At 64.8% G+C, this 13818-nt stretch carries 13 protein-coding genes; 4 read left to right on the top strand and 9 right to left on the bottom strand.

Annotated features, from left to right (window positions below):
• Window positions 1-8: 8 nt before the first annotated feature.
• The 6 genes from NFG58_RS17000 to NFG58_RS16975 all read right to left on the bottom strand — a co-directional run bounded on the left by NFG58_RS17000 (window position 9) and on the right by NFG58_RS16975 (window position 5875).
• Window positions 9-557 (bottom strand): TRAP transporter small permease, encoded by a 549-nt coding sequence (locus NFG58_RS17000; RefSeq protein WP_108132356.1) that lies wholly within the window; start codon window positions 555-557, stop codon window positions 9-11.
• A 7-nt stretch (window positions 558-564) separates the two neighbouring features.
• Window positions 565-1611 (bottom strand): TRAP transporter substrate-binding protein DctP, encoded by a 1047-nt coding sequence (dctP, locus tag NFG58_RS16995; protein WP_045991077.1) that lies wholly within the window; start codon window positions 1609-1611, stop codon window positions 565-567.
• 68 nt (window positions 1612-1679) lie between these two features.
• Window positions 1680-2972 (bottom strand): TRAP transporter large permease, encoded by a 1293-nt coding sequence (locus tag NFG58_RS16990; protein ID WP_108132357.1) that lies wholly within the window; start codon window positions 2970-2972, stop codon window positions 1680-1682.
• Window positions 2973-3024: 52 nt separating this feature from the next.
• The gene (locus tag NFG58_RS16985) at window positions 3025-4233 is read right to left on the bottom strand and encodes a CoA transferase (RefSeq protein WP_045991075.1); all 1209 of its coding nucleotides are present in this window, start codon (window positions 4231-4233) and stop codon (window positions 3025-3027) included.
• A 74-nt stretch (window positions 4234-4307) separates the two neighbouring features.
• Complete coding sequence (locus NFG58_RS16980) at window positions 4308-5009, bottom strand: GntR family transcriptional regulator (RefSeq protein WP_348827027.1); 702 nt, start codon at window positions 5007-5009, stop codon at window positions 4308-4310.
• Between the two features lie 119 nt (window positions 5010-5128).
• Complete coding sequence (locus NFG58_RS16975; RefSeq protein WP_045991981.1) at window positions 5129-5875, bottom strand: Crp/Fnr family transcriptional regulator; 747 nt, start codon at window positions 5873-5875, stop codon at window positions 5129-5131.
• Between the two features lie 178 nt (window positions 5876-6053).
• Here NFG58_RS16975 and thpD point away from each other — a divergent pair, with 178 nt between their 5' ends.
• From thpD to NFG58_RS16960, 3 genes are all read left to right on the top strand, one after another.
• A complete protein-coding gene (thpD, locus tag NFG58_RS16970; RefSeq protein WP_348827026.1) occupies window positions 6054-6977 on the top strand; it encodes an ectoine hydroxylase in 924 nt (307 codons plus the stop codon).
• Window positions 6978-7066: 89 nt separating this feature from the next.
• Window positions 7067-7276: a hypothetical protein gene (locus tag NFG58_RS16965; protein ID WP_108132360.1), complete on the top strand. Its 210-nt coding sequence runs from the start codon at window positions 7067-7069 to the stop codon at window positions 7274-7276.
• A 130-nt stretch (window positions 7277-7406) separates the two neighbouring features.
• The gene (locus NFG58_RS16960; protein WP_045991984.1) at window positions 7407-7760 is read left to right on the top strand and encodes a DUF488 family protein; all 354 of its coding nucleotides are present in this window, start codon (window positions 7407-7409) and stop codon (window positions 7758-7760) included.
• A gap of 173 nt (window positions 7761-7933) precedes the next feature.
• Here the strand turns inward: NFG58_RS16960 and NFG58_RS16955 are convergent, their stop codons facing one another.
• Window positions 7934-8749 carry an acyl-CoA thioesterase II gene (locus tag NFG58_RS16955; protein WP_108132364.1) on the bottom strand — a complete coding sequence of 272 codons (816 nt, stop codon included), beginning with the start codon at window positions 8747-8749 and terminating at the stop codon, window positions 7934-7936.
• A 122-nt stretch (window positions 8750-8871) separates the two neighbouring features.
• Here NFG58_RS16955 and tadA point away from each other — a divergent pair, with 122 nt between their 5' ends.
• Window positions 8872-9324 carry a tRNA adenosine(34) deaminase TadA gene (gene tadA / locus NFG58_RS16950; protein ID WP_045991988.1) on the top strand — a complete coding sequence of 151 codons (453 nt, stop codon included), beginning with the start codon at window positions 8872-8874 and terminating at the stop codon, window positions 9322-9324.
• Between the two features lie 86 nt (window positions 9325-9410).
• Here the strand turns inward: tadA and NFG58_RS16945 are convergent, their stop codons facing one another.
• Both NFG58_RS16945 and NFG58_RS16940 read right to left on the bottom strand, forming a co-directional pair.
• Window positions 9411-11465 carry a GGDEF domain-containing protein gene (locus NFG58_RS16945; RefSeq protein ID WP_306168885.1) on the bottom strand — a complete coding sequence of 685 codons (2055 nt, stop codon included), beginning with the start codon at window positions 11463-11465 and terminating at the stop codon, window positions 9411-9413.
• A gap of 120 nt (window positions 11466-11585) precedes the next feature.
• Window positions 11586-13610, bottom strand: coding sequence for a sensor domain-containing diguanylate cyclase (locus NFG58_RS16940; protein ID WP_306168886.1), 2025 nt, complete (start codon window positions 13608-13610; stop codon window positions 11586-11588).
• Window positions 13611-13818 lie beyond the last annotated feature (208 nt).

The raw sequence follows: 13818 nt of genomic DNA, 5'->3' as shown, positions 1-13818 counted from the left end.
CGTCGGGTTCAAGGGTGGGTGGCATCGATGTGATCGGAGCCGTCCGGCGGCGGCAGTGGGGCGCCGCGGGAAAGGCTCGCCAGGGTGTCGATCAGAAACTGAAGGCCGAGTGCGGTGAAGCCGATCGGCAGCAGCGCGTAGGGGATGCCCATGGGGGTGCCGAGGGCGCTGGACACCCGTTCGCCGTACTCGAAGGCCTGGGCCGCCATCAGATAACCGCGCCAGGCGAGGATCGCGCAGAACGTCATCCCGGCAAGACCAGTGAACACTTCCAGCAGGCGACGCGCCTTGGCGGGAAGCTTGTCCTTGAAGAAGGTGATACGGATATGGGCGTCGAAGCGTTGGGCCTCGGCGGCGCCCATCACCGCCAGATACACCAGCAGGAAGGAGTTGATCTCCAGGCTCCAGTGGGTGGGGGCGGAGAAGGCGTAGCGCATGACAGTGTCGTAGCAGATCGACACCGTCATGAACACCAGCACCGCCATCGAGGCCAGGCGCAGGATGGCGAGTACGCCATCCCAGCCCTTGAGGGGGATCCTCTGTGCGTGCGCTTTCATGGCGACCTCAGGCCTGTCCCAGCGCGAGCTTGATGGCACGTTCGCCGAGTTCCTCACCGACCTCGCCTTTCCAGTGGTCCCATACCTTGTGGGTGGCCTCGTTGAAGGCGGCCAGATCCTCGTCGCTGGGGGCGATGATCTCGACGTTCTCCTCGCGCACCTGAGGCCAGTACTCGTTGGGATAGATATCGTCGTTGCAGTGGCTGATGAAGTTCTCGTCGTACCAGCGGGCGGCATCTTCGAGGATCGCACGGCTGTCGTCGTCGAGGCTGTCCCAGCGGTCACGCAGCATGAAGGGCGCCACCGAGAAGCCGGTGATCGGCAGCTGGTAGCACACGTCCACCTGCTCCTGCAGGCTGCGCCCGATGATGGTGGAGATATTGAACACGCCGGCGTCCACGGTACCGCGCTGCAGCGCCATGTAGGTCTCGGACGAAGGAATGCGCACCGCACCGATGTCGTAGGCCTCCAGCGCCGAGGTGGCCTCGAAGCTGACCACCCTGACCTTCTTGCCGCGAATGTCCTCGAGGCTGCGCACCGCGTTGTCCTGGGTGCTCCAGATGTATTCGGGCTCGAGGATGCCGCCGCCGGAGGTCAGCATGTAGAGGTTTTCCTTGGCCAGCTCCTCATTGATCAGGTCGAACAGCGGGCTGCCCTGACGCAGCCGCTCGGGGTGGCGGTACAGCTCGCCGACGACACCGGGCAGCCCGGTGATGCCGAGGATCGGCAGCGAGCGGGTGATGTAGGAGGTGGTGTGGAACATGAAGTCGATATTGCGCGAGCGCAGCGCGGGAAGCTGTTCGTCGGCCTTGAGCAGCTGGCCCGAGTCGTAGAAATCGACCTCAAGCACGTCGCCGCCGTTGTCGCGCAGGTAGTTGACGAAGCCGGCGGAGCCGTAGGTCAGCGCCTTGTAGGACGGTGGCAGGTAGGTCACGCCGGTGAAGGTGGTGGCGGCGCGGGCATGGCGTGGCATCAGCGCCTGGGGGCCCAGCAGCGAGGCCCCTGCGGTGGCGAAGGCGGTGGTCTTGAGCAGTTGGCGGCGGGTCAGGTTCATGGGAATGTCTCCGTCTTGTCATTGTCGTTGTTGCCCCTGGCCAGCGGGGCGAGTGAATCGGGGCCCCTTCAGTGCATCAGGCTCGGTAGCCACAGGCTGATGCTGGGGAAGAACACGAACAGCATCAGCACCAGGAACTGCACCGCCACGAAGGGCAGCGCGCTCTTGATGATCTCCTCCACCGACAGCTCCGGGCAGACCCCCCTGAGCGCGTAGAGGTTTAGCCCTACCGGCGGGGTGATCACCGCGATCTCCAGGTTCAGCACCATGACGATGCCGAACCACAGGGGGTCATAGCCCATGGCCTGGATCAGCGGCAGCAGCACCGGCGTGGTGACCACGATCAGCGAGACCGCATCGACAATCATGCCGAGCAGGATCAGCAGCAGCATGACCGCCAGCAGGATCGCCCAGTCCGGCAGGCCCGAGGCGGTCAGCGATTCGGTCAGCAGCTGCGGCACCCGCACCATGTTGAGGTAGTCGCCGAAGATCTTGGCGCAGCCGATGATCAGCAGGATGGCGCCGCTGACTCGTGCGGTGCTGGCCAGGATGCGGCCGAAGGAGGCAAGCGTCAGGCAGCGGAAGATCAGCGCGGCGATCACGAAGGCGCCAAAGGCGCCGATGCCGGCGGCCTCGCTGGGGGTGGCCAGTCCAGAATAGATAGAGCCAAGCACCACCAGCACCAGCAGGGCGGCGTGCCAGATGTGGGCAAGGCTGGCGAAGCGCTCGCGCCAGCTGAAGCGTTGCTCGACGCTGGGCGCTTCCTCGGGCTTCAGACTCACCCGGATAAAGATGTAGAGCGACAGCGCCAGGGCCAGTACCACCCCGGGGACGATACCGCCGATGAACAGGTCGGCCACCGATACGCTGGCCACGGCGCCATAGATGATGAAGGGCACACTGGGCGGGATCAGCATCGCCAGGGCGCCGGCGCTGACCACCGCACCGGCGGCTAGCGAGCGGCTGTAGCCGCGCTCGAGCATCTGCGGTACGGCGATCGAACCGACCGCGGCGACGCCGGCCAGGCTCACCCCGGACACCGCGCCGAACACCGCCGAGGCGCCCACCGAGGAGATCGCCAGGCTACCCCTGAGCCAGTGCAGCCACCTCACCGCCGCCTGGAACAGGTTGTTGCCCACCGGCGTCGCGCCGAGCAGGTTGCCCATCAATATGAACAGCGGCAGGGCGATCAATTCGAAGGCATTGAGCTGGCCAAACAGCGATGACGGCGCGAAGAAGAACGCCATGGAGCCCCGGGCCATGTACAGGCCGGCGAGCCCGGCCAGCCCCAGGGACAGAAAGATCGGCAGGCCGACGGCGATCAATACGATCAGCAGCGCCAGGACGAGTAGGGGTTCCATGCAAGAGCCTCTAGGTTGTTGTTGTCGGCAGAGTGGTCGCTGGTTGGCGGTGCTAGATCACGCTGTCCTTGCGCAGGGCATCGATGCTGTTCTGGTCGAGTTCCAGCCAGTCGCCGAGCACCGCCTCGGTGTGTTCGCCCAGGGCCGGACCGACCTGGCGTACCTTGCCAGGCGTCTGCGACAGCCGCGGAAAGACGTTCTGCATCGGCAGCGGCTTGCCGTGGCGGTCCGGCACCTCGACGATGGAGCCGCGCTCCTTGATGTGTTCGTCTTCGAGCATGTCCTTGGCGGTGTACACCAGGCCCGCCGGGACACCGGCGTCGGCCAGCAGGTCGACGATATGCTGGGCATCGTGGTGGGCGGTCCAGGCGGCGATCAGCTCGTCGATGGCCTGCTGGTTCTCGCCTCGCGCGCGATGGTCGGCGTAGTCCGGATGATCGGCCAGGGTGGGCTGACCCATGGCCTCGCACAGCCGGCGGAAGACGGTGTCCTGATTGGCGCCGATGATGACGTCCCGGCCGTCCCTGGCGGGATAGGCGTTGGACGGCGCGATCTTGGGCAGGAAGCTGCCTGCGCGCTCACGGATCTTGCCGGCCCGGGCGTAGTCGGGGATCAGGCTCTCCATCATCGCCATCACCGCCTCGAAGATGGCACTGTCCACCACCTGGCCACGCCCGGTCTTCTCGCGCTGGTGCAGCGCCAGCAACGCGCCCATGGCGCCCTGGACCCCGGCCAGGGTGTCGCCCAGCGAAATCCCCACCCTGACCGGGGGGCGGTCCGGGTAGCCGCTGATGTAGCGCAGCCCGCCCATGGCTTCGCACACCGCCGCGAAGCCGGCACGCGACGCGTAGGGACCGTCCTGGCCGAAGCCGGTGACCCGCACCATGATCAGCCCCGGGTTGTCGGCCGACAGGCTCTGATAGTCCAGGCCCCAGCGCTCCATGGTGCCGGGGCGGAAGTTTTCGATCAGCACATCGGCCTTGGCCGCCAGGCGCCGCAGCAGGTCCTGGCCCTCGGGCTTGCGCAGATCGAGGGTCAGCGACTGCTTGTTGCGGGCGATCACGTTCCACCACAGCGGTTCGCCGCTCTCGTCGGTCTGGCCCCATTGGCGCATGGCGTCGCCCTTGCCCGGTGGCTCGATCTTGACCACCTGGGCGCCGAAGTCGGCCAGTACCTGGCCGCAGGTGGGCCCGGCGATAAGCTGGCCGAGTTCGAGCACCTTGAGGTCGTCCAGCGGGAGTGAGGCGATAAGCTCGTTCATGTTGGAGGTCCGTGGTCAGAGGTCGAGGGTGGAAGATGAAGGGTGAAACGCAAAAAAGGGCCGCGCCGGGAGGATCACGGGGGCGATGAGGTCGCGGTCGAGGTGTCGACGGTCACGTGCAATACCCGCGCGGCCAGCAGGTGGGCGCGCATCACGTTCTCCGCCCAGGCGGCGTTGCCGGCGCCGATGGCGATCAGCATCTCGCGGTGGTGCTGCATGCTGCGTTTGAGCGCCGAACGGTCGTAGCTGGCGAAATTGCGTCGGATGATCGAGGTACGCACCACGCTCTCGAGGATCTGGGCCAGACGCTGGTTGTCGCTGGCATGGATCAACAGGCGGTGAAACTCGTGGTTGAGCGAGGCCAGCTCGCTGTGGCCCGCACCATCGAGGGGGCTCTCGGTCAGGGCCTCCATGCGCGAGGCCAGGTCGTCCAGATGGGCGAGGGTGTCAGCGTCGATGTGTCGGCAGGCGAGTCCGACCGCCATGGGTTCGAGTACCAGGCGCAGTTCGAACACTTCACGAGCGTCCTTTTCGGTCCACTCGGTCACCCTGGCGCCCTGATGGGGGATGGCCTCGAGCCAGCCCTCGGAGACCAGCTCCCGCAGCGCCTCGCGGACCGGGGTACGGCTGACCTCGAGTTCCCGGGCAACCGCCGCCTCACGCACGAATTCGAGCGGTCGATAGGCGCCGTCGAGGATGCGTTGCTTGATGGCTTCATGGACCTGGGCGGTGGCCGTGCGGGCACCGCTGGCTTCGAGCGGGGTGGTCGGAGTCACGAGGAAATCTCTTACATTGCATACAATCGTAAGAGTAGAGGGCTTTATGGCTGGGCGAAGTTAGACTTTTGGTCGAAATTGCATGCAGCGTCTGGTGATTCCCCGGTGGTGGGCCAGTCCTAGCCCACCGCGTCGTTGGCCGCGAATACGCTGTCGGCCAGGTAGCGTTCGTCGAACTGGCCGGCATCGGCCAGGGCGGCCGGATCAGGCAGCAGCAGACGATGACGGTTCCGGTGCAGCAGGCCCTCCTCGTCGAGTGCGCTGAAGGTGCGACTGACGTGCACCGGACTCAGCCCCAGCACGTCGGCCAGCATTTCCTGGGACAGTGGCAGACGGATGCTGTGGTCTTCCTGGCGGCCGGCGGTCTTGGCCAGGCGCTCGTACATTTCCATGATGAAGTGAGCCAGCTTCTGTCTGGCGCTGCGTCGCGACAGATTGACCAGGCGCTCGGTCAGCAGCACCTGCTGGCGGCTGGCCATGGCGAAGAGGATCGAGGTCAGGGTGGTCGACTGTTGAAAGATGTCGGTCAGACGGGCGTGGGGGAAGCGGCAGATGGTGCCGTCCTCGATCATCTGGACGCCGGTAAGACGCTGATGAAAGGCGTATTCGCGTAGCCCGATCACGTCGCCAGGGAGGTAGACCTCCAGGATCTGGCGCGCGCCGTCTTCCAGCTGCCGGTAGGAGAAGGCCCAGCCCTGGCTCAGGGTGAAGAAGTCCTGGGCAGGATCGCGTTCCTCCCAAAGGCTATCGCCGGCCTTGACCTCCAGCGGTGACTTCTCGAGCGCGCCCAGCAGCTGGCGATCGCCATCGCTGAGCGGGTGATAGTGGCGAAAATGCTTGACGATGCAGCTGTCCCGGTTCGACACGGCAAGGCTCCTTGCACGACAGGCTCGATGGAGAATGCGTATTAGGGGTTTACGTTAACTCAGGTTATGTCGGCGCGGTAGATACAGGCCCAGGATGGGGGTCCATCGCCGAGGTCGGTCAAGGCACAGCGTCTCCGGTCACGGCGATCCATTCTGGAATCGTTACGGAGGCGGAGTCATGACTTACGCACCCAACCAACTGTCGATCCGTTCGGATGATGGCTATCCCACACGCCTCGACGCGCCAATGGGCAATATCGCCCGCCATTGCCCGGTCGTCCATGCGACGCCCGAGCAGCGCCAGGCCGGGCCGCTCGACGAGCAGGAGCTGGCCGCATTCGAAGAACGCGGCTTTCTCTGGTTCGACAGCTTCTTCGAGGCCGACGACATTGAGCCCTTCTTCGATGAACTAAGCGCCATGGAGCGGGATCCCGAGCTGACCGGCAGCGACAAGGTCATCACCGACCCTGTCTCTGGTGCCATTCGTTCGGTGTTCGGCATGCACGAATTGTCCGAGCGCTTCGATCGCCTGACTCGCTCGCCGCAGCTTCTGAAGATCGTCGAGCAACTGCTCGGGGGCGGTGTCTACGTGCACCAGTCGCGGATCAATGACAAGGCCGGCTTTCAGGGCAGTGGCTTCGACTGGCACTCGGACTTCGAGACCTGGCACGCAGAAGACGGCATGCCCGGCATGCGCGCGCTGAGTGTCTCGCTGATGCTCACCGACAACGGCGAGTTCAACGGACCGCTGATGCTGGTGCCGGGGTCCCATCGCCAGTTTGTTCCCACCGTGGGACGCACCCCGGACCAGAACTGGGAGACCTCGCTCAAGGCGCAGCACATCGGCGTACCCACCCGAGAGCAGCTGGGACCGATCATCGAAAAGCAGGGCATCGAGGCGCCCAAGGGGCCGGCCGGGTCGATTCTGCTGTTCGACTGCAACGCGCTGCATGCGTCCAACAGCAACCTGTCACCGTGGCCGCGCTCCAACCTGTTCTTCGTCTACAACAGCGTCGACAACCGCCTGGTCACTCCCTTCGGCGCCAAGTCCCCACGGCCCGAGCACCTGGCGGCGCGCGAGCGCACGCCAGCACTGGGATGATCAGGCGCCAGCCAATGTCGGTAGATGGCTTCGCCCTTGGGCGTGGCCGCTCCCCATCAAGAGAAAAGAGCCATCAAGAGGAAGCCCCCATGCACATTGGCGACACCCTGCTGATTGCCCGTGATCTGGTCATGGTAGCCGAGGACCAGTTGTCCTCGGGTAACACCGCCGAGATCATCGATACCTCGGCCCTGGTCGAAGGTGACGGTGACGACATACGTCTGCCGCGCTATCGGGTACTGATCGACGAGGTGGGGGAGCGGGATTGCTCCTGCACCATTCTCGAACGCCTCGAATAGTCGGACGCTGGCGCCTGGTCTGATTGTCTCATTGGCATCGGCATCGGCTGCGACTGCCAAAGCCACACGGGGTGACGGCCGGGCCATGCGTCTGTTAAGGATGGAGCACATTCTCGGACTTGGAGGCACGATGACGATTCAGCTCAAGCGGGCCTACGATGCGCCCGCCGACAACGACGGCTATCGGGTGCTGGTGGACAGGCTCTGGCCGCGGGGGATCGCCAAGGACGAGGCGCGTATCGATGAATGGATCAAGGAGGCCGCTCCCAGTGATGACCTGCGCAAGGCCTTTCACAGCGAAGCACTGGGCTGGGGCGAGTTTCGTCAGCGCTATCTGGCTGAGCTGAAGGAGCAGAGGGAAACGCTCAGACCCCTGGCCGAGCGCAGCCAGCAGCACAAGGTAACCCTGGTGTTTTCCTCGAAGGATGAGACCCACAACAACGCCGTGGTACTCAAGGACTACCTGGCCATGCTGACCGGGTGACGTTCGGGGGGACCACCGGGCATCACGGACTCGAACCTCCGACCCACGCATTACGAATGCGTTGCTCTACCTGCTGAGCTACACCGGCTTGACACCACCTTCTCGATCACACCGGGCCTACCGCCAGCCCGGCTAGCGGGGTTTTCAGGCGTCCCTGATGGCCCCCCTGTGCGCTAGTCCCGGGGCTCCCTTAGACGCGTCAGGCCTTCCTGGGCGCTGGAGGCCACCAGTTCGCCTTTTCGATTGTAGATGCTGCCACGAGCCAGGCCTCTGGCGCCGCCGGCCCAGGGGCTGTCCATGTCGTACAGCAGCCAGTCGTTGACGGCCACGTCCTGGTGAAACCACAGCGAGTGGTCGAGGCTGGCGATCTGCAGCTTGGGGTCGCCGAAACGGATGCCATGGGGCACCAGGGCGGTGGTCAGCAGGTTGAAATCCGAGCTGTAGGCGAGCAGGTAGCGATGCAGAGCGGGGTCATCGGGCAGCTCGCCATTGAGCCGGAACCACAACCGCTTGCGCGCGGGCGCGCCGTCCTCGGCGGTGTCTTCCACATGGCGAAATTCGATCGGGTGGCCGGGGAAGCGCAGGATCTCGTCGCTGTCGCCGGGCTCTGTTGCTTCGAGGGCGGGCATGCTGGCCTGGTGGCTCAGGCTGTGTTCCTGGCCATGGAAGGAAGCGCTGCAGAAGAAGATCGGACGGCCCTTCTGGATCGCGGTGATGCGGCGGGTGGTGAAGCTGCCACCGTCACGAACGCGGTCGACCTGATAGACCACCGGCATGGCGGCGTCGCCGGGACGCAGGAAGTAGCCGTGCAGCGAGTGCACCTGACGCTCCGCCGCGACGGTCTGGGTGGCCGCCGACAGCGCCTGGCCCAGTACCTGGCCGCCGAACAGCTGGGGAAGCCCCAGGTCCTGGCTGCGTCCACGAAACAGGTTCTCTTCCAGCATTTCCAGGCCCAGCAGGTCTACCAGACCCTTCAAGGCGTCCGACATTCGCGTATCCTCCTTGCGCCGGGGTAGCCCGGCTAGTCGATGGCGGTGACACGGTGGCGATTGCCGTGCCCGCGACAATGGTTCAGCATTTGCCTGGGCTCAGTGTACGGGAGTGCAACACCTTGCGCAGTGACGAATTTTACATGCATCGAGCGCTGGAACTGGCGGAGCGGGCGGCCCAGGCAGGAGAGGTGCCGGTCGGTGCGGTGGTGGTGGACGCGGCCGGAGAGATCATCGGTCGCGGCGCCAACGGCCCCGTGGCGAGCCATGATCCCAGCGCCCATGCCGAGGTTCAGGCGCTCAGGGACGCCGGGGTGAGCCTGTCGAACTATCGGCTCGAGGGCTGCACGCTGTACGTGACGCTGGAACCCTGCATGATGTGCTCCGGGGCCATCATCCACGCCAGGATCCGGCGTCTGGTCTACGGTGCCGCGGAGCCTCGTTCCGGCATGGTCGAGTCCCGAGCCAACCTGTTCGCCCAGCCCTGGCACTTCCACCAGGTGGAGGTCGAAGGTGGGGTGCTGGCGAGCCGAGCCTCTCGCCTGCTCAAGACGTTTTTTGCCGAGCGCCGATGAGCCTTTGCCGCAGCGCAAAGCACTGAGGCAACGTCGGCGGTGCCGACGGGTTGCTCAAGACTCCCGTTACAGGTTTCGAGCCTTGCTCAGGTGGTGAAGGGCGGTGTGTCCAGGTCCGATGCGCCGTCGACGGTATCCACGAAAAGCTCGACCCGGTCGCGTCCCTGGTGCTTCGCTGTATAGAGCGCCTGGTCCGCCTGCTGTATCAGGCGTGCCAGATCTAGCGGTGCCTGGTCCTGGCATGCCACCCCCAGGCTGATGGTCAGTGGCGTGCCGTCGTGATGAGCCAGCGGTGCCTGTCGGACGGCACGCCGCAGACGCTCGGCCACAGCGCTGGCTTCGGCTAGCCGTCCTTCGGGAATGATCACCAGAAACTCTTCCCCGCCGTAGCGCCCCAGCAGGCCGTCATCCCCCAGGGTCTCCTGTGCAAGTCGACCTACCGCCTTGAGCACTCTGTCGCCTTCGGCATGGCCGAGGCAGTCGTTGATGCGCTTGAAGTGGTCGATGTCGACAAGAATAACGCTAAGGGGCAAGCGCGCCCGCCAGGTCTGGGCGGTGGCCTGAAGGTGACGTCGGTTCGGCAGACCGGTGAGTTCGTCGTGGTCGGCGAGCCAGCTGAGTTGCTGCTGCAGGCGATGGCGAGTGCGGACCTCGCGGCGAAGGTCTCCGTTGGAGCGTGCAAGCGCACGATGCTGGGAGGCCATCTGGTGCTGGCTGAACAATGTCAGATAGAGGAACTGGCTGAACAGCAGACCCAGCATCAGGGTGACAGCCGGAAGACGGCTGCGCAGGCGCGTCAGCAATCGGGTATCGGGGCGCAAGGTCAGCTCGAGCGGTAGATAGGCTGTGTCGACTGTCACCGCCTTATTGTCGGGTCGATGCAGGGGAATGGCGTCGAGGGGAACAGATACTGTCCACGGGGCCGGATGCCCCTCCATGGGCCATTCCTTGATCAGACGGTTGTGGTAGGTAAGTCGGACCTGCAGGCTCCCCGCCCCCGAGGGGGGATGCGTATACATATTCTCGGCCATGGCTGATAGTGACAAGGTCGCTGCCAAGTGCCCGAGCGGCTTTCCACCGGGACGGCGAATCGGTAGCGAGAGCGTGATCTTCATCGTCGGTGCAGGAGCGTCGATGGCGAGGGTAGTGATCTGGGCCGCCGGGGGGAGCACCGCGGCAGGTTGAGGCATATCAGTGGACCTGGGGACGACTGTGGTCGCGGGGCTTCGCACATTGCCGCCGGTCACTTCGACGTAGCGCAGCGTCGCAAGGTAGGGAAAGTGGTCGCGAAGAGGTCGCGTCAGGTGCTGCCAGCGTTCGGTAGAGGGCGGGAGCGGCGATTGTTCGAGGAAAACCTGCAAATGTTGCAGGGAGTGTCGAAAGTCATTGAATTCGCCAGCCAGGCGTTCCTCCATGGCACGGCCTTCGCGCTGTCCTAGATATTGCAGTTCGCCATCGGCCTGAATCTCCAGGTACTGCCAAAGTGCCAGGGTCATCACGACCAGAAGTGTCGAAGGCCAAAGCCCACGCCTGAGGCTGTCGCGGGTGGGACGCCAGCCGCTTACCACGCCCACCCACTGGCCGGCCAGCAACAGGCCGAGGACGGCGGTGACGGTGAGCGAGTGGGCGTGCAGCAGTGCCGCTGAAGGCAGCCAGTGATGCAGTGGTGTCTGGTCCAGCAGCAACAGCAGCAAGCAGGACATGTGGAGCAAGGGGACGCCCAGGCTCGAGCGCGTGCGCGCCAGTATCCCCAGGGTCAGCAGCGTCAGCACGACCAGTTCGACCAGCGGCGGGCGCCAGTCCAGCAGCGTCGAAGGTGTTGTCAGCCAACGGAAGGGTTCGGACAGGCGCTCCAGTGACAGCCAGTCTTCCGGTGCACAGGTGCCGAATAGCAGAGTGACCAGGCACAGACACAGTGGCCATAGCACCAGGGCACTGGTGAAGACCCCCTTGCGTGTCCATCGCCATTGACCGATGGCGACGATAAGGGCCAGCGCCAGGGTCGTCTGATTCGCCGGCAGAGAGGCTACCCGAGTATCGAGCACGGTGAGGGAGGCGACTGCCAGCACCAGGGCGAGCAGGGTCAGCCCTTGGCTCAATAGCCGGTAGTGACGAACAACGGGTGTCGAGGTGTACCACATTCAGGCGTTCCAACCCTGGCGGCTCGCGGCCTGACTGGCCGCGCTACGACCAGCTTACCCAGGCGCTGATCGAGACTCAGGAAGAAGTGCGCCGCCTCGCGCCAGTGGGGTTGACCTGAGTCAGGAGTGCAACAGACCGTTGGGCTCTGTGGCCTCGCTGGGCTCAGCAGCGGGCTTCGCCTCGGCGATCTCCACCCGATTGCGGCCCAGCCGCTTGGCACGATACAGCGCCATATCCGCTCGATGCAGCAAGTCCCTCGGCACAACGGGGCCGTCGGTCTGGGTGATCAGGCCGATACATACCGTCATGGGACTGCCGTCTTCGTGTTGTACGCCGCAGGCCTGCACCTCTCGCCTCAGGTGTTCTGCCCAGGCATGTACCCAGGCGATATCGCCCTGTGGCAGATAGACCACGAATTCCTCGCCGCCGTAGCGGGCCAGCACGCCACCCTGTGGAAGCAGTTTCTGCGCGCAGGCGGCGAAGCGCTTGAGCGCCTGGTCTCCGGCTTGATGGCCTTGTTGGTCGTTGATGCGCTTGAAATGGTCGAGGTCACATAACAGCAGACTGAGAGGGCTCTGTCCGGCGTCCGTCGGCAGGCTGGCGAGAAAGGTGCGTCGATTGGCCAGGCCCGTGAGGTCGTCGTGTCCTGCCAGCCATTCGATGTTTTTCTGCAGGCGCGAACGACGCCGCATTTCTCGGCGTAGTTCGAGATTGGTATCGGCAATCTGGCGGTGCTGCTGGCGCTGCCGATGGCGGCTGAACAACAGCAGGTAGAGCAGCAGAGCCATGATCAGGCCGGTGCACAGCGTTGAACTCGGATAGTGCAGCTTCAGGTGCTCCAGCAAACGGCGGTTGGGGCTGAGCTCCAGGTGCAGGGTATGGGACAGCAGACGAACGTCGCTGACGAGCCTCCAGGGCGAATTCGACGCTGACGTCGGTACCCGCCATAGGGTGCTGTCGCCGTCTTTCAATGTCAGCGTCATGGCGTCCGGTATATCGGCGAGCGCGGGCAGGAGATTGGAAGCTAAGGCGTCGAGGCTGAAGACCATGGCGACCGAACCCAGCAGCCGCCCACCATCAACCGTGTGGATCGGCAGAAAGTGGATGATGCCCCAGCCCCCATCGGGCAGTGGCAGGATATCCGATGACACCGCGTCGCGCTGGTGAAAGCTCTGCTGCAGCACTTCCATCAGTGGCTGGTCGAGGGCTCCATCCAGCAAGCGCATGCCCGGGTAGGCCTGGTGCCAGTTGTCGTCGGGATAGAGGTGCTGGACCCGTCCGGAGGGATCGATCAGGGCCAGCAGGGGCAGTTCCGGGAAGTCGTTCATAAAGCTCTGGGCTTCGTGGCGCCACATCGATGCCGAGGGCAGGCGTTGATCGATCTCCCAGACCAGATGGAAGCGATGCATGGCTCGAAGGGTGTCGTCGATGCGGTCTGTCATCGTTGCCGACAGGCGATCGGTCTCCCGCTGGGCACGTTCGAATAGCTGTCGATTGGCCTCGCTGTCCTGCTGGCACCACAGCAGAACCGTTGCCGTGGCAATCAGAAGACCGGGGCCCAGGGCGCGCAACAGGCTCGCCTGGTTATGGCGCCAGCCGGTCACCACCGCCAGGAACTGGGTCAGCAATAGCAGCCCGCTGCCCGCCAGCGCCCAGGGACCTGCGGGTGGCGCCAGCGGCGGCAGTGTCTCGGGCGCCGCCACCTGGTAGGCCAGACTCCCCCACAGCAGGACGGCGATGGCGTGGAGCAAGGGGGTGCCCAGGCTGGCACGGGTGCGCAGGGCAAGACTCAAGGCCAGGCACGCCAGCAGCAGGCTGTCGGCCAACCCCGGCCACTGCCAGGAAAGGCGTGGGTGGCCAGTATCGAGCGGCGCCGGTGGATCGAAAGTCGCCAGAGACAGCCAGCCCTGGGGCAGGATATCGCCGGCCACGCCGATCAGCAGAGCGGCCAACACCGCCACCACCAGCGTCAGACTCAAGCCCAGCCGCTGGCGGTACCAGGCCAGTTGAGCAAGACCGATCAAGCCGCCCAGTACCAGGGTGGGCAAGGTGGTCGAGGCGGTATAGCCGGCGAGGCTGGCGCAGAGCCCCGCAATGTACAGTGCCAGGGACAACAGCGTCAGCGGGATTCTGAGACGTAGCATGTACCCACTTTCCAGGCGAGGAGCTGGCGGTTGTTGGACGTTGTGGTCAGCGAAATATCTCGCCGAACCGATCAGCGAGAAGAATAGACGTTCGGGGGATTGTGCTGGAAAATGCGGCCAAGTGGGCGCGGAACCATGCCTTTCCTGATGTAGATCAAGGACATCGAGGGGGCGGGTGGGTGTCTGGTTGGCGCCTGGTGTTGAGGCC

This window comes from Halomonas sp. RT37 (assembly GCF_040070525.1).
In the GTDB taxonomy this organism is placed as follows: domain Bacteria; phylum Pseudomonadota; class Gammaproteobacteria; order Pseudomonadales; family Halomonadaceae; genus Halomonas; species Halomonas litopenaei.
The sequence above is the reverse complement of the archived record's forward strand: the minus strand, read 5'-3'. Positions and strand labels throughout refer to the sequence as shown.